The 19,193-nt window shown below is 64.4% G+C and carries 23 protein-coding genes; 11 read left to right on the top strand and 12 right to left on the bottom strand.

From position 1 onward, the window contains the following. Positions 1-154 precede the first annotated feature (154 nt). Positions 155-1,600 carry a peptidoglycan DD-metalloendopeptidase family protein gene (locus IB261_RS03085; RefSeq protein WP_192383259.1) on the top strand — a complete coding sequence of 482 codons (1,446 nt, stop codon included), beginning with the start codon at positions 155-157 and terminating at the stop codon, positions 1,598-1,600. 3 nt (positions 1,601-1,603) lie between these two features. Next, positions 1,604-2,695 (top strand): anhydro-N-acetylmuramic acid kinase, encoded by a 1,092-nt coding sequence (locus IB261_RS03080; RefSeq protein WP_192383260.1) that lies wholly within the window; start codon positions 1,604-1,606, stop codon positions 2,693-2,695. A gap of 57 nt (positions 2,696-2,752) precedes the next feature. On the opposite strand, the gene erpA is transcribed toward IB261_RS03080, so the two are convergent. The 3 genes from erpA to IB261_RS03065 all read right to left on the bottom strand — a co-directional run bounded on the left by erpA (position 2,753) and on the right by IB261_RS03065 (position 5,730). Continuing rightward, complete coding sequence (erpA, locus tag IB261_RS03075; protein ID WP_045212604.1) at positions 2,753-3,103, bottom strand: iron-sulfur cluster insertion protein ErpA; 351 nt, start codon at positions 3,101-3,103, stop codon at positions 2,753-2,755. A gap of 135 nt (positions 3,104-3,238) precedes the next feature. After that, a complete protein-coding gene (gene argC, locus IB261_RS03070) occupies positions 3,239-4,273 on the bottom strand; it encodes an N-acetyl-gamma-glutamyl-phosphate reductase (RefSeq protein ID WP_192383261.1) in 1,035 nt (344 codons plus the stop codon). A gap of 89 nt (positions 4,274-4,362) precedes the next feature. Further along, the gene (locus tag IB261_RS03065; protein ID WP_225606151.1) at positions 4,363-5,730 is read right to left on the bottom strand and encodes a chloride channel protein; all 1,368 of its coding nucleotides are present in this window, start codon (positions 5,728-5,730) and stop codon (positions 4,363-4,365) included. A 145-nt stretch (positions 5,731-5,875) separates the two neighbouring features. Between IB261_RS03065 and hemJ the strand changes: the two genes are divergently transcribed. The 4 genes from hemJ (at position 5,876) to IB261_RS03045 (ending at position 9,339) form a co-directional block, all read left to right on the top strand. After that, positions 5,876-6,301 carry a protoporphyrinogen oxidase HemJ gene (gene hemJ, locus IB261_RS03060; protein ID WP_081520750.1) on the top strand — a complete coding sequence of 142 codons (426 nt, stop codon included), beginning with the start codon at positions 5,876-5,878 and terminating at the stop codon, positions 6,299-6,301. A gap of 19 nt (positions 6,302-6,320) precedes the next feature. After that, positions 6,321-7,289 carry an NAD(P)H-dependent flavin oxidoreductase gene (locus IB261_RS03055; protein WP_081520751.1) on the top strand — a complete coding sequence of 323 codons (969 nt, stop codon included), beginning with the start codon at positions 6,321-6,323 and terminating at the stop codon, positions 7,287-7,289. A gap of 105 nt (positions 7,290-7,394) precedes the next feature. Next, positions 7,395-8,495 (top strand): DUF805 domain-containing protein, encoded by a 1,101-nt coding sequence (locus IB261_RS03050; RefSeq protein ID WP_192225411.1) that lies wholly within the window; start codon positions 7,395-7,397, stop codon positions 8,493-8,495. A gap of 55 nt (positions 8,496-8,550) precedes the next feature. Beyond that, positions 8,551-9,339, top strand: coding sequence for an SDR family NAD(P)-dependent oxidoreductase (locus IB261_RS03045; RefSeq protein ID WP_045212616.1), 789 nt, complete (start codon positions 8,551-8,553; stop codon positions 9,337-9,339). A gap of 7 nt (positions 9,340-9,346) precedes the next feature. Here IB261_RS03045 and IB261_RS03040 read toward each other — a convergent pair whose 3' ends face one another. Then, entirely contained in the window at positions 9,347-10,828 is a 1,482-nt protein-coding gene (locus IB261_RS03040; protein WP_192383262.1) for an AAA family ATPase, read from the bottom strand. A 93-nt stretch (positions 10,829-10,921) separates the two neighbouring features. Here IB261_RS03040 and IB261_RS03035 point away from each other — a divergent pair, with 93 nt between their 5' ends. After that, positions 10,922-11,260 carry a histidine triad nucleotide-binding protein gene (locus IB261_RS03035; protein WP_081520754.1) on the top strand — a complete coding sequence of 113 codons (339 nt, stop codon included), beginning with the start codon at positions 10,922-10,924 and terminating at the stop codon, positions 11,258-11,260. A 102-nt stretch (positions 11,261-11,362) separates the two neighbouring features. Then, the gene (coq7, locus tag IB261_RS03030) at positions 11,363-12,010 is read left to right on the top strand and encodes a 2-polyprenyl-3-methyl-6-methoxy-1,4-benzoquinone monooxygenase (RefSeq protein WP_081520755.1); all 648 of its coding nucleotides are present in this window, start codon (positions 11,363-11,365) and stop codon (positions 12,008-12,010) included. Positions 12,011-12,068: 58 nt separating this feature from the next. On the opposite strand, the gene speD is transcribed toward coq7, so the two are convergent. Together speD and IB261_RS03020 are read right to left on the bottom strand one after the other, a co-directional pair. Further along, positions 12,069-12,863, bottom strand: a complete 795-nt coding sequence (speD, locus tag IB261_RS03025; RefSeq protein WP_017517341.1) for an adenosylmethionine decarboxylase — start codon at positions 12,861-12,863, stop codon at positions 12,069-12,071. A 226-nt stretch (positions 12,864-13,089) separates the two neighbouring features. Beyond that, positions 13,090-13,512, bottom strand: a complete 423-nt coding sequence (locus tag IB261_RS03020; RefSeq protein WP_192225413.1) for an OsmC family protein — start codon at positions 13,510-13,512, stop codon at positions 13,090-13,092. 376 nt (positions 13,513-13,888) lie between these two features. Here IB261_RS03020 and crp point away from each other — a divergent pair, with 376 nt between their 5' ends. Beyond that, positions 13,889-14,536 carry a cAMP-activated global transcriptional regulator CRP gene (crp, locus tag IB261_RS03015; RefSeq protein WP_024763566.1) on the top strand — a complete coding sequence of 216 codons (648 nt, stop codon included), beginning with the start codon at positions 13,889-13,891 and terminating at the stop codon, positions 14,534-14,536. 60 nt (positions 14,537-14,596) lie between these two features. On the opposite strand, the gene trpC is transcribed toward crp, so the two are convergent. The 3 genes from trpC to IB261_RS03000 are packed head-to-tail and all read right to left on the bottom strand — an operon-like array spanning position 14,597 to position 17,072. Then, on the bottom strand, positions 14,597-15,433 hold the full coding sequence (gene trpC / locus IB261_RS03010) for an indole-3-glycerol phosphate synthase TrpC (protein ID WP_081520757.1): 837 nt from the start codon (positions 15,431-15,433) through the stop codon (positions 14,597-14,599). Beyond that, the gene (trpD, locus tag IB261_RS03005) at positions 15,430-16,479 is read right to left on the bottom strand and encodes an anthranilate phosphoribosyltransferase (RefSeq protein WP_081520758.1); all 1,050 of its coding nucleotides are present in this window, start codon (positions 16,477-16,479) and stop codon (positions 15,430-15,432) included. The genes trpC and trpD overlap by 4 nt, the downstream gene beginning before the upstream one ends. Next, complete coding sequence (locus IB261_RS03000; RefSeq protein WP_081520759.1) at positions 16,476-17,072, bottom strand: aminodeoxychorismate/anthranilate synthase component II; 597 nt, start codon at positions 17,070-17,072, stop codon at positions 16,476-16,478. The genes trpD and IB261_RS03000 overlap by 4 nt, the downstream gene beginning before the upstream one ends. Positions 17,073-17,402: 330 nt before the next feature. Here IB261_RS03000 and IB261_RS02995 point away from each other — a divergent pair, with 330 nt between their 5' ends. Next, positions 17,403-17,639 (top strand): hypothetical protein, encoded by a 237-nt coding sequence (locus tag IB261_RS02995; protein WP_192383263.1) that lies wholly within the window; start codon positions 17,403-17,405, stop codon positions 17,637-17,639. Between the two features lie 30 nt (positions 17,640-17,669). Continuing rightward, the gene (locus IB261_RS02990; RefSeq protein ID WP_192383264.1) at positions 17,670-17,963 is read left to right on the top strand and encodes a hypothetical protein; all 294 of its coding nucleotides are present in this window, start codon (positions 17,670-17,672) and stop codon (positions 17,961-17,963) included. Positions 17,964-18,017: 54 nt separating this feature from the next. On the opposite strand, the gene IB261_RS02985 is transcribed toward IB261_RS02990, so the two are convergent. Genes IB261_RS02985 through IB261_RS02975 form a run of 3 tightly spaced genes read right to left on the bottom strand, consistent with a single transcriptional unit; the run spans position 18,018 to position 19,161 of the window. Beyond that, positions 18,018-18,281 carry a YajG family lipoprotein gene (locus tag IB261_RS02985; RefSeq protein WP_192383265.1) on the bottom strand — a complete coding sequence of 88 codons (264 nt, stop codon included), beginning with the start codon at positions 18,279-18,281 and terminating at the stop codon, positions 18,018-18,020. After that, complete coding sequence (locus IB261_RS02980; protein WP_192383266.1) at positions 18,278-18,649, bottom strand: hypothetical protein; 372 nt, start codon at positions 18,647-18,649, stop codon at positions 18,278-18,280. Before IB261_RS02980 ends, IB261_RS02985 begins: the two co-directional genes overlap by 4 nt. Continuing rightward, entirely contained in the window at positions 18,646-19,161 is a 516-nt protein-coding gene (locus IB261_RS02975) for a hypothetical protein (RefSeq protein ID WP_192383267.1), read from the bottom strand. The genes IB261_RS02980 and IB261_RS02975 overlap by 4 nt, the downstream gene beginning before the upstream one ends. Between the last annotated feature and the right edge of the window lie 32 nt (positions 19,162-19,193).

The following is a 19,193-nucleotide window of genomic DNA, read 5'->3' as shown; positions in this document are numbered from 1 at the left end:
AAAGGGAACCAACGATACAAGAACAGGCACTAAAAACAAGTTTTGCCCAGCGCCAGAAGACAGGACGTCAGAAGCCCGACATCAGGGTTGCTTCAGAGGGAATTTGGTTATATTTTAGGCAGTTATTTCACATTCCAAAAACACCACTCACGCCATGACGCAATCCGATCAGAAAGCGCCGTACTACCCGAAGAGCCATCTGCTGGCCGCAAGCGGTGTAGCAGCGCTCCTCAGCCTGGCTCTGCTGGTGTTCCCCTCGGCCGAGGTCGAGGCGAAGAAGACCACGCTCAATCTCGAGCTGGAAAACAGCACCGAGCAGATCCTCCAGGAAAAAGACGATCTTCGACCCAATGCGGTCACGGAAGACAACGGCTCTTCGCCTTTTGCACAGATAGAAGGCCAGCCGGACAACCAGAACAGCGCCGGGAAAGACGCGGAAAAGAAGAACGATCTCGCCGATTCGAACCAGCAACCCTCCCCCTCCGCTTCCGCAGACCCTGCGTGGAAAAGCGTGACCGTGGGCAAGGGCGATACCCTTTCTACCGTGTTCGCGAAGGCCGGCCTGCCGGCGAACGTCGTGCACGACATGCTTGCCGCCAGCAAGGACGCCAAGCAGTTCACCCGTCTTGATATCGGCCAGGACGTGGACTTCCTCATCGACACCAAGGGCGAGCTACAGGGCCTGAAGGTCAAGCGCAGCGACCTGGAGACCATCAGCCTGAACAAGTCCGCCAAGGGCTATGACTTCAAGCGCGACCTGGTCAAACCCTCGGTGCACGCGAACTATGCTCACGGCCGCGTCGACAGCTCGCTGTTCGTCGCCGGCAAGAACGCCGGGCTGTCCCACGACCTGATCATGTCGATGGCCAACATCCTCGGCTACGACATCGACTTCGCCCAGGATATTCGCGAAGGCGATTCGTTCGACGTGATCTACGAGTCCCAGCAGGTGCAGGGCAAGCAGGTCGGTACCGGCAGCATCCTCGCGGTGCGCTTCGTCAACCGCGGCAAGGAATACACTGCGGTGCGCTACACCAGCAAACAGGGCAGCACCAGCTACCTGCGCGCCGATGGCAGCAGCATGCGCAAGGCGTTCATCCGCACTCCGGTGGACTTCGCCCGTATCAGCTCGCGCTTCTCTATTGGGCGTTTCCACCCGATCCTGAACAAGATTCGTGCACACAAGGGCGTGGACTACGCGGCGCCTATCGGTACACCGATCAAGGCGACCGGCGACGGCAAGATCCTCGAAGCCGGCCGCAAGGGTGGCTACGGTAACGCCGTGGTGATCCAGCACGGCCAGCGCTACCGCACCGTGTACGGCCACATGAGCCGCTTCGCCAAGGGCATCCGCTCCGGCGTGGCGGTGAAGCAGGGCCAGATCATCGGCTACGTCGGCATGACCGGCCTCGCCACCGGCCCGCACCTGCACTACGAGTTCCAGGTGAACGGCCAGCATGTCGATCCGCTGAGCGCCAAACTGCCGACGGCTGATCCGCTGACCGGCCCGGAGCGCAAGCGCTTCATGGCACAGGCGCAACCGCTGATCGCGCGTATGGACCAGGAGAAGGCAACCTTCCTGGCCCTGAACAAGCGCTGAGCCATGCCGCTCTATCTGGGGGTGATGTCCGGTACCAGTCTCGACGGGCTGGACATCGCCCTGATCGAGCAAGGCGAGCAGACCACTCTGCTCGCCTCCCGCTACCTCCCCATGCCTGCTGCGTTGCGCGCCGACCTTCTGGCACTCTGCTCTCCCGGCCCTGACGAGATCGCCCGCTCCGCCCTCGCGGAAAACAGCTGGGTACGCCTGGCTGCCCAGGGCATCAATGAACTCCTCGCCCGCGAGAAACTGAGCGCCAGCGCCATTCGCGCCATCGGCAGCCACGGCCAGACCATTCGCCACGAACCGCATCTGGGCTTCACCGTGCAGATCGGCAACCCGGCACTGCTCGCCGAACTGACCGGCATCGATGTCGTCGCCGACTTCCGCCGCCGCGACGTAGCCGCCGGCGGCCAGGGCGCACCGCTGGTGCCCGCTTTCCACCGTGCGCTGTTCGGCAGCGAGAGTCGCGAGTGCGCCATCCTGAATGTGGGCGGTTTCAGCAATGTCTCGCTGCTCAGCCCTGACAAACCGGTTCGCGGATTCGACTGTGGCCCCGGCAACGTCCTGCTGGATGCCTGGATTCAGGAGCAGCGCGGCGAAGCCTATGACCGAGATGGCGCCTGGGCTGCCAGCGGCAGCATCGACCAGACGCTGCTGCAGAAGATGCTGACCGATGATTTCTTCGCGGCAAAAGGCCCGAAGAGCACCGGACGGGAGCGCTTCAACCTGAACTGGCTGAACGCAGTCCTCGCCGGCCACGGCCCGGCAAAGGCTGAAGACGTGCAGGCAACCCTGCTCGAACTGACCGCGCAAAGCATCGCCGCCGCACTCTTGGATGCGCAGCCCGGCTGTGAAGAAGTAGTGGTTTGCGGTGGCGGCGCCTTCAACGCGACACTGATGCAACGACTGGCCGCGCACATGCCTGGCGCCAGCGTGATCAGCAGCCTCGAGCGTGGCGTACCACCGGAGTGGATGGAGGCAATGGCCTTTGCCTGGCTGGCCCATCGCTTCTTCGAACGCGCGCCCGGCAACTGCCCGGAAGTCACGGCCGCGCAGGGACCCCGTATCCTCGGCGCGCTCTACCCCGCCTGAGTCCGACGCACAAACAAAAACGCCGCGCATCTGCGCGGCGTTTTCGCTGCTACGGCATCAGATCGAGAAGGACTGACCGCAGCCGCAGGTGGTCGCTGCGTTCGGGTTCTTGATGACGAACCGCGAACCTTCGAGGCCTTCCTGATAGTCCACTTCCGCACCGGCAAGGTACTGGAAGCTCATCGGATCGACCACGAGGTTGACGCCATCGCGCTCGACGATGGTGTCGTCGTCCGCGGTGTCTTCATCGAAGGTGAACCCGTACTGGAAGCCCGAACAGCCACCGCCCGTGACGAACACCCGCAGCTTGAGGCGCGGATTGCCTTCTTCGTCGATCAGGTTCTTCACCTTGTTCGCAGCGCCTTGCGAGAACATCAGCGGAGTGGGGGTGAAGGTTTCGATGGTCATGGTGAAAACTCTCCCGGCCGAGGCCGTACGTTACAACATTGCGGACCATTATCCGCTTACCCCAGAAAAACGGTCAACTAATCCGACTCATCCATTGGTCCAGATCAACCGACCGCCTTCCGGGGCAGTCTTTCCTTACGGCAGCAGCGCGACGTTGGACAGGCCCAGGTGCTCGTCCAGGCCGAACAGGATGTTCATGTTCTGGATCGCCTGGCCCGACGCGCCCTTCACCAGGTTGTCGATCACCGAGAGGATCACCACCAGGTCACCGCCCTGCGGACGGTGCACCGCGATGCGGCAGACGTTGGCGCCGCGCACGCTGCGGGTTTCCGGGTGGCTGCCTGCCGGCATCACGTCGACGAACGGCTCGTTGGCGTAGCGCTCTTCATACAGCTTCTGCAGGTCGACGCCACGGTCAGCGACGCGCGCGTACAGGGTCGCGTGGATACCGCGGATCATCGGGGTCAGGTGCGGCACGAAGGTCAGGCCGACATCGCCCTTGGCTGCGCGACGCAGGCCCTGGCTGATTTCCGGCAGGTGACGGTGACCTTTCACCGAGTAGGCCATCATGCTTTCACCGGCTTCGCAGAACAGCGAACCGACCTTGGCACCACGGCCAGCACCGCTGACACCGGATTTGCAGTCAGCGATCAGCTGGTTGGCATCGGCCAAACCGTTCTCCAGCAGCGGGATGAAACCGAGCTGGGTAGCGGTCGGGTAGCAGCCGGGAACGGCGATCAGGCGCGCGGACTTGATCGCCTCGCGATTCACTTCCGGCAGGCCATAGACGGCTTCGGACAGCAGTTCGGGCGCACCGTGGGGCTGGCCGTACCACTTGGCCCATTCCTCCGCGTCCTGCAGGCGGAAGTCTGCGGACAGGTCGATCACCCGGGTACCGGTCGCCAGCAGTTCGCCGGCCAGTGCGTGGGCCACGCCGTGCGGAGTGGCGAAGAACACCACGTCGCATTCGCCCAGACGCTTCACGTCCGGCACGCTGAAAGCCAGGCCGTCGTAGTGGCCTCGCAGGTTCGGGTACATGTCGGCGACTTTCACGCCCTCCTCGGACCGCGAGGTAATCACCTCGACGCGAGCCTGGGGATGCTGTGCCAGCAGGCGCAGCAGTTCCACGCCCGTATAACCCGTACCGCCTACGATACCGACCTTGATCATCTGCCTGTCACTCCACCTATGGGGCCAAATTCAGGGGCAGCCATGATATGAGCCGCTGCCCCCGCTGAACAGAGCGAATGCACGCAGGTTTAAGAGCCTTTGGTCGGAGCCAGGGTTTCCTGCATCTGACGAGCGAGCGCGTGATAGATCGGCAGCGGGTTCAGGCGCGCCGATACACCACTGGCCAGCAGCGTGGCGGCGAGGATGGGGATCAGCATGTCCGGGCTGTGGGACATCTCGACGGTGATCACCGTGGCGGTGAGCGGCGTGCGCGTGACCCCGGCGAGGTAGGCGGACATCCCCAGCAGCGCCACTGCCGGCAGGCTTGCGCCGGGAATCAGCGGCGTCAGCCAGGGCGCCAGACTGGCGCCTACGGTGAGCGAAGGCGAGAACAGTCCGCCTGGAATGCCGGCGATGAACGAGATCACGTTGGCGATGAACTTCCACAGGAGGAAGTCCTGCCCCACCACCGGCTGCCCCTCGAGGATGGACCGGGTCTCTGCGTACCCGGTGCCGAACACGTGCTGCCCGGACAACAGGCCGAGCAGCGCCAGCAGCAGACCACACACCGCCGCGAAACGGATCGGCCAGCGCCCGCGCCAGCGACTGATGAAGCCGAGCGGGCCGCGCTGGGTCGGCAGCACGAGCCGGCAGTAGAGGCCGCCAAGCAAGCCACCGAGCACCCCACAGGCCACCACGGCGATCCATGCCGGGCCCAGAGGCATGCTTTCCGATAGGCGACCGAAATAGCTGTAGCTGCCCATCAGGCCGAGCGTGACCATGCCGCCGAGCAGGACAGCAGTGAGCACCAGCCCGCTGAAGCGTTGCTCGAAGGTGCGGCTCAGCTCCTCGATGGCGAAGACCACCCCGCCCAGTGGCGTATTGAAGGCGGCCGCGATGCCCGCCGCACCGCCAGCGATGATCAGGCCGGACACCGTGCGCTTGTCGTAGAGCCCCAGGCGACGGCCGAGCGAATACATAAGTGCCGCGCCAATATGCACGGTCGGGCCCTCGCGGCCGGCCGAGGCCCCCACCAGCAGCGCCAGCAAAGTCATCGCCAGCTTGCCCACGGCAATCCGCACCGATAGCAAGGCATTGCGTGTGCGGCTGCTGCGCTGCTCCAGCGCCACGATGACCTGTGGAATGCCGCTGCCACGAGTGTTCTTCAGCGCTCCCTGGGTCAGCCAGACCAGGCCGGCGAAGCCCAGCGGGCAAAGCAGCCACGGCCACCACGGGCTATGCGCGACCACGCCGCGGAAGGTCGCGCTGGCGAGGTCCGCCAGGTGGGCGAAGGCCAGGGCCACCAGCCCGACCAGCAGCGCACCGAGCCAGAACGCCAGGTTGCGCCGCCACTGGCGCAGCAATGGGTGTCGCGCCAGCGGGCGCTTGGGGACGGTACGAGCAGACGAGTCACCAGTCGGCTCGCTGGAACTCTCCGGCAATGCAGGTTCTGACATGGACACGAAGCCGGGCATCTTCCGGATGCCATGCGGCGCGCGCGGCAAACAGCCACGGACGGAAGAGCTCAGTGTAATAGACGCAGGGATGACGCCATTGCACGGCGCCACTACTATCGGCTCACCGTGATCCGAGGAAGTCCTGATGCTTTACCTGTGGTTGAAAGCCTTTCACATCATTGCCGTGGTCTGCTGGTTCGCCGGCCTCTTCTATCTGCCGCGACTGTTCGTCTACCACGCCATGAGCGAGGACGCCGCCAGCCGCGAGCGCTTCTGCATCATGGAGCGCAAGCTGTACCGCGGCATCATGGGCCCGTCGATGATCCTCACCATCATCCTCGGCGCCTGGATGCTCTACCTCAACCCGGCCTGGCTGACCCAGGGCTGGATGCACGCCAAGCTGACCCTGGTGGTCCTGCTGATCGGCTACCACCACGCCTGCGGCGCCATGCTCAAGCGCTTCGCCCGTGGCGAGAACGGCCGCAGCCATGTGTTCTACCGCTGGTTCAACGAAGTGCCGGTGCTGTTCCTGATCGCCATCGTGATCCTGGTGGTCGTCAAACCCTTCTGACCCCGACAAGGAGACTGTCATGTCCCTGCCCGCCCTGCTCGACCGCCGCCTGCGCATTCCCCTGGTGGCGGCACCGATGTTCCTGGTCTCCAACCCGCAACTGGTGCTGGCCTGCTGCAAGAGCGGCATCGTCGGCAGCTTCCCGGCGCTGAACCAGCGCGAGAGCAGCGGTTTCAAGGCCTGGCTGGAAGAGATCGAGGCCGGGCTGGCCGCCGACCCGCAGGCCGCACCCTATGCGGTAAACCTGATCGTCCACAACACCAACCCGCGCCTGCAGGAAGACCTCAAGCTCTGTGTCGAGCACAAGGTGCCCATCGTCATCACCAGCCTGGGCGCGGTGCGCGAGGTGGTAGACGCAGTGCACAGCTATGGCGGCCTGGTATTCCATGACGTCACCACCCGCCGTCATGCCGAAAAGGCGGCGGAAGCCGGCGTCGATGGCCTGATCGCCGTGGCCGCTGGCGCCGGTGGTCACGCCGGCACCTGGAGCCCGTTCGCGCTGGTTGCCGAGATCCGCCAGTTCTTCGACAAGACCCTGCTGCTGGCAGGCTGCATCAACCACGGCCACGAAATCCTCGCCGCCCAGGTGCTGGGCGCCGACCTTGCCTACCTCGGCACCCGCTTCATCGCCACCCGCGAGAGCGCCGCCTCCGAGGACTACAAGCACATGCTGCTCAACGCCCGCGCCGCCGACATCATCCACACCCCCGCCGTCTCCGGCGTGCCGGCCAGTTTCATGCGCCAGAGCCTCGAGGCCGCCGGCTTCGACATGCAACGGCTGAACGACAAGGGCGCGCTCGACTACGGCGAGAAGCTCAAGCCGGTCAGCGACGAGGCCAAGGCCTGGAAGACCGTATGGTCCGCCGGCCAGGGTGTCGGCGATATCCGCGACCTGCCCGCAGTGGGCGAGTTGATCGCGCGGCTCGACCACGAGTACCGCCAGGCCCTGACCCGCAGCGCCGGCCTGTCCAACCAGTTGCTGGTCTGAGCTGCGGCACCGCTCACGATATATCCGCCGGGGCCGCTTGTTGGCCCTCGGCGGCCCGATTACGCTGTAGCGATTCCAACATAGCCAGAAGACAAGGATGCCCCGATGGATCAATCCCGCTTCAAGATCGTGTTCGACGGCGCGCTGATGCCGCAGACCCCCCTGGAAACCGCCAAGGAGAACCTCGCCCGCCTGTTCAAGAGCGACGCCGCGAAGATCGAAGCGCTGTTCAGCGGCCAGCCGGTCGTGCTCAAGCGCGACCTCTCCGACGATGAAGCCGACAAGTACCTGCGCGCCCTCCACGGCGCCGGCGCCAACGCCCGCAAGGAAGCCGAAGGCGTTGCCGGTTTCAGCCTGGTGGAGACCGATGACCATCCCAGCGAAGCGACCCTGGCCGCTCGTGCCGCCGGCGAAAACACCAGCAACGAGCAGATGACCTGCCCCAAGTGCGGCCATGAGCAGGCCGCCGCCATCGAGTGCAGCGCCTGCGGCATCGTCATCGAGAAGTACCTGGCACGTCAGGCCGAGCTGGCAGCCAACCCGGTGCCCACCGTGGCAGCCACGGCTCCGAACGCGCCGGCCTCCCCCTATGCACCGCCCCAGGCCAAGGTCGGCGACGACCTGCCGGAGTTCGGCGAACTGAAAGTCCGCAGCCTGTCAGGCCGGATCGGTCGCGTGCGCTACCTCGGCTGGTCCGCCGCGCTGTCCTTCATCGTCTTCGGCGCCTACCTGGTCGCCAGCCTGCTGATGGCCGTTTCGATGCCCCTGGGCGTGGTCGCCATCGCCGCAGTAGTCATCGCCGCCATGGTCTTCAGCGTCCCCATCGGCGTGCAGCGCCTGCATGACCTGGGCTGGTCCGGCTGGCTCTGGCTGGTCCTGCTGGTGCCCTTCGTCAACGCCGTCCTCAGCCTGCTGATGCTGTTCATGCCCGGCGAACAGAGCACCAACCGCTTCGGCCCGCCGCCGCCTCCCAACAGCACCGGCGTCAAGGTCCTGGCCTTCTCCTGGCTGTTGTTCCCGGTGTTTGGCGGTATCCTCGCCGCCATCGCGATCCCGGCCTATCAGAGCTACGTCGAACGCGCCCAGGCAGCGCAGGCCTCGCAATACCAGCAAGGCGACGAGGCTGCCGATCCGGCTGCCAGCGCGGAGCCCTCCGACGGCGACTTCAGCAGTGGCGACACCGAAGGCGGCGACTCGGATCAGTAATGCAACAACCCGTGGCGGGCGTGGTCGAACGCCACCCCGTCACAGAGACTCCTGAATGCCTCGTTTTGCCCTCATCACCGGCGCTTCCAGCGGTATCGGCCTGGCCCTGGCCGAAGCCCTCGCGCGCCGCGGCCAGGCACTGATCCTGGTGGCGCGCCAGCGCGATGCACTGGACAGCGCCGCCTGCGAGTTGTCTCAGCGTTTCGGCGTGGAGGTGCTGTTCCGCGTCTGCGACCTGTCAGAACCGCTGCAGATCTCAGGCCTGCTGCACGAGCTGGAACAGAGCGGGCGGCAGATCGAGCTGCTGGTGAACAATGCCGGCGTCGGCACTTCCGGCGCCTTCATCGACCAGGACTGGTCCCGCGAGCAGGAACTGCTGGAGCTCAACGTCCTGGCCCTGGCCCGCCTGTGCCACGGCATCGGCGCGATGATGGAGCGCACCGGCGGCGGGCGGATTCTCAACGTCGCCTCCATGGCCAGCCTGCTGCCTGGTCCGTGGATGAGCAGCTACTACGCCAGCAAGGCGTTCGTACTGCATTTCTCCGAAGGTCTGCGCGAAGAACTCAAAGGCCGCGGCATCAAAGTCTCGGTGCTGTGCCCGGGACCGACCCGCACGGCCTTCTACCGCAATGCCGATATGCGCCTGGGCAAGCTCGACGACGGCAAGCGCGTCATGACTCCCGAGGAAGTCGCCTTCCTCACGGTGAAAGCGCTGCGCCGCGCGCCCGCGCTGATCATCCCCGGCTGGCGCAACCGTCTGTTCGCCTGTGGCGTGCGCCTACTGCCACGCTGGGTCATGCGCAAGCTGGCCGGGCGCATCAACCGCCTGGCGCTGGCCAGCTGATTCAGGCTCAGTCCGCGCGCACGGTACGGCCGTCGGCCCACTGGCGCAGGGCGGCCAGCTCTTCCGCCATGACTACCGACAACGGTGAAGTGCGGCGGATTTCCTCCAGCAGCAGCGTCTGATCCACCGCCTTCTGCCGTGCCTGCGCGGCGTAGAAGGCGCCCACCACCGCCTGCTCGATCTCCGCACCCGAGAAACCGTCGGCCGCTTCGGCCAGCACGCCCAGATCGAACTGCGTCACCTCCAGCTCCCGGCGCACGAGGTGAATACGGAAGATGTCCATGCGCACGGCATGATCGGGCAGATCAACGAAAAACAGCTCGTCGAAGCGCCCCTTGCGCACCAGCTCCGGCGGCAGCCGATCGATGGCGTTGGCAGTCGCCACCATGAATACCGGCGCCTTGCGCTCGGCCATCCAGGTCAGCAGCGTCGCCAGAACGCGCTGACTGACGCCGTTGTCCTGATCCCCCGTGGCCACGCCTTTCTCGATCTCGTCCGCCCAGAGCACGCAGGGCGCCATGCTGTCCGCGAGGCGCAACGCCTCGCGCAGATTGCGTTCGGTCTCGCCGAAGTACTTGTTGTAGAGGCTGCCGAAATCCAGGCGCAGCAATGGCAGTCCCCAGAGGCCGGCAACGGCCTTGGCCGCCAGGCTCTTGCCGCCGCCCTGCACACCCACCAGCAGCACGCCCTTGGGCAGGTCCTTCTCCTTGCTCTCGGTGAAGGCGCTCTGCCGCTCGCCCAGCCAGCGCTTGAGGTTGGCCAGCCCGCCCACTTCGGCGAAGCGTGCGGTGTCGTGTTCGAAACTGAGGACGCCGTCGAGGTTGAGCAGCTCGAACTTGGTGCGATTGAGCTCCGGCAGGTCTTCCTGGGTGATCGCCCCGTCGTTGCAGATCACACTGCGCGCCAGCAGCCGGGCCTCGCCATGGGTCAGGCCGCGCAGGTTCTTCACGACCTGGCGCAGGGTCCGGTTATCCGTGCGTACCCGCGCGCCCTTGTTGCGCTCGCTCCAGCGGCTCGCCTCCTCGCGCACCAGCCCCACCAGCTCATCCTCGGAGGGCAGCGACAGGGCAAAGCGTGCGGCGAAGCGCTGGACTTCGGCGGGCAGCTTCAGCGCATGGGAAACCAGCACCACGGTCGGGCGGAAATTGCCCTCGGCCATGGCGATCTCCTTGAGCAGACGCACGGCGCGCGGGTTATCCACCAGATAAGGATGCAGATCGCAAAGCACATAGAGGTTCGGCTGCGGGTCGGCCTTGATCAGACGCAGCGCATTCTCCGCCTCGCGACTGTCGTTCTCTCCCTGGGGCTCCCTGCCAAAACCGAGGCGCTGCAGGCCTTCGGTCGTCGACCACAGCTGCAGGTTGAGCCCACGGCGTACCGCGAGGCCGGTCAGGGTCTCCAGCACACGGGGTTCATCCCAGGACTCGATGACGATCAGCTTGACCCTGGAATCGAGCACCAGGCCCAGGTCATGGATATCGTTCTGCACGCTCGCTCCTTGCGTTGGCCGGCCCGAAACTGGGCGCGACGGTCGACGGCCGCTAAACTGCTGCTCCTGACCCCACCGCTGGAGGAGCAATTCGTGGACTGTCTGTTCTGCAAGATCGTCGCCGGGGACATTCCCGCGCGCAAGCTCTATGAAGATGACCAGGTCATCGCCTTCCACGACATCGGCCCGCAGGCGCCGGTGCACTTCCTGGTGATTCCGAAGAAACACGTTTCCACCCTCAACGACCTGACCGAGGCGGACAAGCCGCTGGCCGGCCACATACTCTTCACCGCCCAGCGCCTGGCGAAGGAGCAGGGCTGCGACGAGGGCTTCCGCGTGGTGATGAACTGCAACGACCTGGGCGGCCAGACCGTGCACCACATCCACATGCACGTGCTGGGTCAGCGCCAGATGCACTGGCCGCCGGGCTGACCATCGGCTGATCGGGCAGAAGAAGCTGCGCGCACCTCGGCAAGACCTGTCATCCGCCATCCGGTAAACTGCCGGGCGAATGTTCCTACTCGGAGGTGCGCCATGTCCGCCGACCGTCACTACTCCCCCGCCGACCGCTTCCTGCTGCAGGCCGATGCCGCGCTGCGCACCCTGCTGCCCTTCAGCGGCCACCCGGGACGTCCGTCCCCTGCCATCGTCCAGCCCGACGCCGAGCTCAGCGACACCGATGCCCGCCATGTGGCCGGCCTGATGCGCATCAACCATACCGGCGAGGTCTGCGCCCAGGCGCTGTACCAGGGCCAGGCACTGACCGCCAAGCTGCCGAAGGTGCGCAAGGCCATGGAAGAGGCGGCCGACGAGGAAGTCGACCATCTCGCCTGGTGCGAACAGCGTATCCGCGAGCTGGGCAGCCGCCCGAGCGTGCTCAACCCGATCTTCTACGGCCTGTCCTTCGGTGTCGGCGCTGCCGCCGGGCTGATCAGCGACCGCGTCAGCCTGGGCTTCGTCGCAGCCACCGAGGACCAGGTGTGCAAGCACCTGGACGAACACCTGGCGGAAATCCCCGCCGAGGACCAGAAGTCCCGCGCCATCCTCGAACAGATGCGCGAAGACGAGGAGCACCACGCCACCAGTGCCATCGAGGCTGGCGGCCTGCGCTTCCCGGCACCGGTGAAGTTCGGCATGACGCTGCTGTCCAAGGTAATGACCAAGTCCACCTACCGGATCTGATCCGGAAGGCAACAAAAAAGGGCGCCCAGCGGGCGCCCTTTTTTTATCGCACGGAAGATCAGCGCGGCATGTTGCGCGCGTAGAAGATCTCCAGCATTTCGTGTCGAACGCGCTCTTCCACCTGCTTGCGCTGTTCGGGCGACAGGTTGCTGGTCGCATCCCCGAACAGGTAGTTGTCCAGGTCGAACTCCTTGAGCAGCATCTTGGTGTGGAACAGGTTCTCCTGGTACACGTTCACGTCGGTCATCTGATAGGCCTCGTACGTGTCGTCGGAGAGATAGTTCTGGATCGAGTTGATCTCGTGGTCGATGAAGTGCTTCTTGCCTTCCACGTCGCGGGTGAAGCCGCGCACGCGGTAATCCACGGTGACGATGTCCGAGTCGAACTGGTGGATGAGGTAGTTGAGCGCTTTCAGCGGCGAGATGACGCCGCAGGTCGACACATCGATGTCCACCCGGAAGGTCGCGATGCCTTCCACCGGATGGATCTCCGGATAGGTGTGCACGGTGATATGGCTCTTGTCGAGGTGCGCCAGGATGGTTTCCGGTAGCGGCCCCGGGGACTCCTCGATCTGGCTGTCGGTCGGGGTGACCGGCTGCTCGGAGATCAGGATGGTTACGCTGGCGCCTTGCGGATCGTAATCCTGACGGGCGATGTTCAGGATGTTTGCGCCAATGATGTCGACAACATCGGTGAGGATCTGCGTGAGACGTTCGGCATCGTACTCTTCGTCGATGTACTGCACGTAGGCCTGCTGGTCTTCAGGCGTCTCGGCATAGCAGATGTCATAGATGTTGAAGCTCAAGGTCTTCGTCAGGTTGTTGAACCCGTGGAGCTTGAGTTTGCTTTTCACCGTGGGATAACTCTCATCAAATGCGGCTCTGCCGCGTGGTTGAGCATGCCCGTCAGATGCGTACGGCGGCACCTGCGTAGGACGGTTTACACCTCTTCGCGATGGCGATTGTGGTTGCTTGGTTTCGGGCCGGATGACCCTGAAAAAAGGTGGCGCATTATGCAGAGGTCAGGCGACCTCTGCCAGAGTTTGCGCACCCTTGATGATGAAAGGATGAAGGGGGCTGTCAGCCCAGCTCCACGATCTCGTAGTCGTGGCTGATCTCGACGCCGGCGCGGCCGAGCATGATCGACGCGGAGCAGTATTTCTCGGCAGACAGTTCCACCGCGCGCTTCACCTGCGCTTCCTTCAGGCCACGACCCTTGACCACGAAATGCACATGAATCTTGGTGAACACCTTGGGGTCTTCGTCGGCACGCTCGGCTTCGAGGAAGGCCTCGCAGCTTTCCACGGGCTGGCGGCCCTTCTTCAGGATGCTGACCACGTCGAAGTTGGTGCAACCGCCCAGACCGAGCAGGAGCATTTCCATGGGGCGCACGCCCAGGTTGCGGCCACCGGCGTCTGGCGGGCCGTCCATCACCACGACGTGGCCGCTGCCGGATTCACCGAGGAACATCGCCTCGCCCGCCCACTGGATTCGCGCTTTCATTGCAAGGAACTCCGCCGGAAAAAAAGGGGCGACAGCTTATCACAGGCCCCTAGCACGCCCAGTGGGAGCGATGGCTGTTACCCAGGTCTCATTTCCACACGGCCAGTATGCATTTATCACTTAAGCTGGCGCCGGTTTACTGGCACACTCTCAGAAATTGCCTACACGAACGTTCCAGACTTCCGATTGCTGGTAACACGTCGTCTGTTAAGCTCTTGCTGATTTACATACATGCAAGACTGCTCAGCAAGGCAATCATGCCGCCCTGGGGATCGAGGGGGATCGCGCCAGGGACGCACGGCACTACAGCTGAACATAAAAAATCATTAGCGCCTGTTGTGCAAAGGCCACTCTTTCTACTTTCCGGGACTCGGGCATGGTAGCTATTACCCTCACACCCAAAATCAAGAACCTCGACAAGTTGCTCGCGCACTGTCATCGCCGCCGCTTCACCGCCAAGAGCACCATCATCTACGCCGGTGACCGCTGCGAGAGCCTGTTCTTCATCATCAAGGGGTCGGTAACCGTCCTGATCGAGGATGACGACGGCCGCGAGATGATCATCGGGTACCTCAACACTGGCGACTTCTTCGGGGAGATGGGGCTCTTCGAGAAGGAAGGCAGCACCGGCCAGGAGCGTAGCGCCTGGATCCGCGCCAAGACCGAATGCGAAGTCGCCGAGATCAGCTACGCGAAGTTCCGCGAACTGAGCCAGCAGGACCCGGAGATTCTCTTCACCCTGGGCAGCCAGATGGCTGACCGCCTGCGCAAGACCACGCGCAAGGTCGGCGACCTGGCCTTCCTCGACGTCACCGGTCGCGTCGCGCGCACCCTGCTGGACCTGTGCCAGCAGCCGGACGCCATGACCCACCCGGACGGCATGCAGATCAAGATCACCCGCCAGGAAATCGGCCGCATTGTCGGCTGCTCCCGCGAAATGGTCGGCCGCGTGCTCAAGAGCCTGGAAGAGCAGGGCCTGGTGCACGTGAAAGGCAAGACCATGGTGGTCTTCGGCACCCGCTGAAGAGTCGCCAGAAAGCAAAAAAGCCGGCAATCGCCGGCTTTTTTGTGTCCGCAGGATGCGTCAGTCCGGATCGGCACCCAGCTTGACCTTGCTGCGCTCGGGGAAGAACAGGCGCTTGAGCTCGGTGCCCGGCTCGTCGGCGCGCATGAAGGCTTCACCGACCAGGAAGCCGAACACATCGCTGACTTCCATCAGCTCGACATCCGCGCGGTTGAGGATGCCGCTCTCGGTAATCACCATGCGCTCGCGCGGGATCTCCGGCAGCAGGTCCAGGGTGGTCTCCAGACTCACCTCGAAGGTGTGCAGGTTGCGGTTGTTGATGCCGACCAGCGGGGTGTCCAGGGTCTTCAGCGCGCGCTCCAGCTCCGGCGCGTCATGCACTTCCACCAGCACATCGAGGCCGACGTCCTTGGCCACCGAGGCCAGCTCGGCCATGCGCACGTCATCCAGCGCCGAGACGATCAGCAGGATGCAGTCGGCGCCGATGGCGCGGGCTTCCACGACCTGGTACGGATCGATCAGGAAGTCCTTGCGGATCACCGGCAGCTTGCAGGCCGCGCGGGCTTCCTTCAGGTAGGCGTCGCTGCCGAGGAAGAAGTCGATATCGGTCAGCACCGAGAGACAGGCTGCGCCGCCCTCTTCGTAGCTGCGGGCGATATCGGCAGGGTCGAAGTTCTCGCGCAGGATGCCCTTGCTCGGGGAAGCCTTCTTCACCTCGGCGATCACCGCCGGCTCACGGCGCTTCGCGCGCTCCAGCAGGGCATTGGCGAAACCGCGCGGGGCATCAGCGGCACGCGCCAGCTGCTCGAGCTCGGCGATGCTCACGCGGGTGCGGCGTTCGGCGACTTCTTCGGCCTTGCGGGCCAGGATCTTCTGCAGAACCGTCGGCACACTCACTGTGCATTCTCCTCTCGGTAAACGGCGGTGAAGGCCGCCAGCTCTTCCATCTTCTCCCGCGCCAGCCCGGTGTGCAGGGCGTCGTGGGCCAATTGCATGCCTTCGTGCAGGCTGGTGGCCAGGTCCGCGGCGTAAAGCGCGGCGCCGGCGTTGAGCACGATCAGCTCGGCAGCCTTCTGCCCGGCCTCGGTCTTGCGTCGGCCGAGGGCATCACGGATCAGCTCCAGCGACTGCTGCGGGCTGTCCACGGTCAGGCCGATCAGGCTCTGGCTCTTGATGCCGAAATCTTCGGGCTGCACTTCGTATTCGGTGACCACGCCGTCCTTCAGCTCGGCGACATGGGTTGGTGCGGCGAGGCTGAACTCGTCCAGGCCATCGCGCGAATGCACCACCAGTATGTGCTCGCTGCCCAGGCGCTTGAGCACCTCGGCCAGCGGGCGACACAGTGCCTGGCTGAACACGCCGACCACCTGGTGCTTCACACCCGCCGGGTTGGTCAGCGGGCCGAGCATGTTGAACAGGGTGCGCAGGCCCAGCTCGCGGCGCGGCGCGGCGGCGTGCTTCATGGCCTTGTGGTGGACCTGGGCGAACATGAAGCCGACGCCGACGGTCTCGATGCAACGCTTCACCTGGACCGGTTTCAGGTCCAGGTAGATACCGGCGGCTTCCAGCAGGTCGGCGCTGCCGCTTTTGCCGGAGACCGCACGGTTACCGTGCTTGGCAACCTTGCCGCCAGCTGCGGCGACCACGAAGGCCGCCGCCGAGGATACGTTGAAGATGTTCGCGCCGTCGCCGCCGGTGCCGACCACGTCGACCACGTGCTTGAGGCTGTCCAGCTCGACCTGGTCGGCCAGCTCGCGCATCACCGCCACGGCGCCGACGATCTCGTCGATGGTCTCGCTCTTCATGCGCATGCCCATGAGGAAGGCGCCGATCTGTGCGTCGGTGCACTGCCCGGTCATGATCTCGCGCATGACGTCCTGCATTTCCTCGGTGGTCAGGTCCAGCTGGTTGACCACGCGGCCGAGGGCTTCCTTGATGTTCATGCGCGCACTCCGCCGGTCTGCTTGAGGAAGTTGGCCAGCATCTCGTGGCCCTGTTCGGAAAGGATCGACTCGGGGTGGAACTGCACGCCCTCGACGTTCAGCGTCTTGTGGCGCAGGCCCATGATCTCGTCGACCGAGCCGTCTTCCAGCGCCGTCCAGGCAGTGATTTCCAGGCAGTCGGGCAGCGTCTCGCGCTTCACCACCAGGGAGTGGTAACGGGTCTGGGTCAGCGGATTGTTCAGGCCGGCGAATACGCCCTGGTCCTTGTGGAACACCGGGCTGACCTTGCCGTGCATGACCTGGCGGGCCCGCACCACATCGCCACCGAAGGCCTGGCCGATGGACTGGTGGCCCAGACACACGCCCAGCAGCGGCAGCTTGCCGGCGAAGCGCTCGATGACTTCCAGGGACACGCCCGCCTCGTTCGGCGTGCACGGGCCGGGGGACAGGACGATGCGTTCGGGGTTGAGCGCGGCGATCTCGTCGACGCTCAGTTCGTCATTGCGAATGACGTGGATGTCGGCCTTCAACTCGGCGAAGTACTGCACCAGGTTGTAGGTGAAGGAATCGTAGTTATCGATCATCAGCAGCATTTTTGCTCTAACCTATTGATTCTTAAAGCTTTCGCTGTGGTCCGTCTTTACTGATACCCGCTTATGTACCCGCTATTTTTTCGGCTGGGCTTGGCGGTGCAGGGCGGCGGAGAGGGCCCGGCGAAGACCGGGAAAAGAAATGTCAGGCGCGCCAGCGCCAGCGGGCGAAAGCCTTGATCAGGGAGGTGATGATGCTGCGGAGGTGGATCACTGTAGCCGTCTCTCTTGCAATGACCGGAACAGTAGCCCACCACCCATGCACGGTGCAATATCACTGTATCGGGTATAGCCGCGAGATCGGCACCTATCACCGCGACGGAGGACGGCATAATGCTGAGCAAGGAAGAGTTGGAGCAAATGGAGGAACTGGTTAAGAACAGACCGAAGTACCCGGATCTCGATGCGCTCATTGCCAGCGGCGATCTGGAAAAAGTACGTGGCGGGTATCGGCCCCTGACAGAGCATGGAATGGACTCCATCAAGTTTTTTGTGATATCGGCCACCGCAAGCCAGAAGGACAACAGATCCGTCTTCAAGCTATCACGACCGCGTAAACGCGACGTTTGACTTGCCAACCAAGGATTGAGGGGGACCAAAGTGAAAGTAGAAATCACCTGGCTTGTGGTGGATAAGCCTGAAGGCAAAAGAATGCCCGAGTGGTCGAGAACCATTGGCGTGACCGATAAAGGGCAAGTCTATGTTCCCGCGGCAATGGGCGGAAACGAGCAGCAAGTAGTCCTGTGCTTGGCCTGGGACGGGACAGACTGCATCGAGCACCTGAACCACGTGTTCGTTCCTGCTGACTGGATGGCTAAGGAATTTCCCCAGACAGCTGAAATTTGCAAAGCAATTCTCCTGGCGGCACAGCAAGTGATCCGCGAACAAAAGTGACCTATGGCAAGCTGTAAGCGCCGCCTCGGACCATTGGCTCCTTGGCGGCTTCTTTCATTGACATGCCAGCACTGCCGCCTCCAGCTTCTTCTTGTACCCGATCCGCTGCAGCCGCTCAGCCAGCAGTGCGCGGACCGTCGTCTGCAGGTCGTCCCCAGGCTTCAGCGTCGCAGTAGCCCAGGCAGGCCGATCCACCACTGGCGCACGGCACGGTACCGGCACAGCAACCTCCACCCGAACCGTCCTTGGCTCAGGCTGAGGCTGGTTCGCGCAGCCGGCCAGCAGCAGGCAGAGCACTACCCAGACCCTGCGGCTCATAGGCCAAGCTCCTTGTCGATCACTGCCTCTGCGGCAGCGCACTGGTCGCCGGCCGTCCGTTCCTGCTGCACGCGCTGCGCGGCGGCGTAGTGCTGGCCGGCCTGCTGCTGCGCATCGGCGACAGCCAGGGCGGCCTTCGCCTGGCGTTGCTCGGCCTGGTTGGCCAACTCGCCAAGCTTGGCGCCCTGCTCCTTGGCCAACTCCTCGAGGTTTCCCCGGGCGGCGAGGCACCGCCCATGCGCGGCGTTGGCCGCATCAAGTTGCGGTCGGTACTGCCTGGCAGCGAGCCAGGCGCCCAGGCCAGCCCCGGCGGCGAGCAGCAGCACGGCAGCCAGCCCCACGGAGAGGAACTTCCACCCGCCAGTCATTGGGCAGCCTCCAGCGCTGCGGCGTAGCCGGCCGCCCACTTCTTCCGCAGCTCGGCTCGCTTGGCAGGGGCTCCCTTGTCGTAGGCACCAGGGCGCCACGTGCGCAGATAGAGCTCCCAGGCGCCGGACTCGTCTCCAAGCTCAGGCAGACGGAGCGGATCGGTGTACAGCAGCAAGCGCGCCAGGCCGGCGGCGAGGATGTCGTCGTGCTCGATGGCGTTCCACACGTCCGGCGCGGCCGGCACGACACCGCGCACAACACACAGGCCGACGGCCAGGTCTCGCACACTTTCCACCCGGTAGCGCAGCAGGCCGGTGACCATGCCGCCGCCCTGCTCCGCCTGCCAGAGCGATCGGGCCGGGCCGGTCGGCCATTGCCGGCGGCGTTGTTCCGGGTCTTCCTGGCGAGTGATCGCCAGCAGCATGACGATCGCCTGAAGGCTCTCCATCTTCGCGGGTAGCAGCAACAGCGCCGGCTCGATGATCGAGCGGCGCAGGGTACGAAGGTCCATGGTTTCTCCAGGCATAAAAAACCGCCAGATGG

The organism is Pseudomonas sp. PDM20, from assembly GCF_014852575.3.
Taxonomy (GTDB): Bacteria; Pseudomonadota; Gammaproteobacteria; order Pseudomonadales; family Pseudomonadaceae; genus Pseudomonas.
Note: the sequence above shows the minus strand (reverse complement) of the source record. Positions and strands in the feature narration are given on the sequence as shown.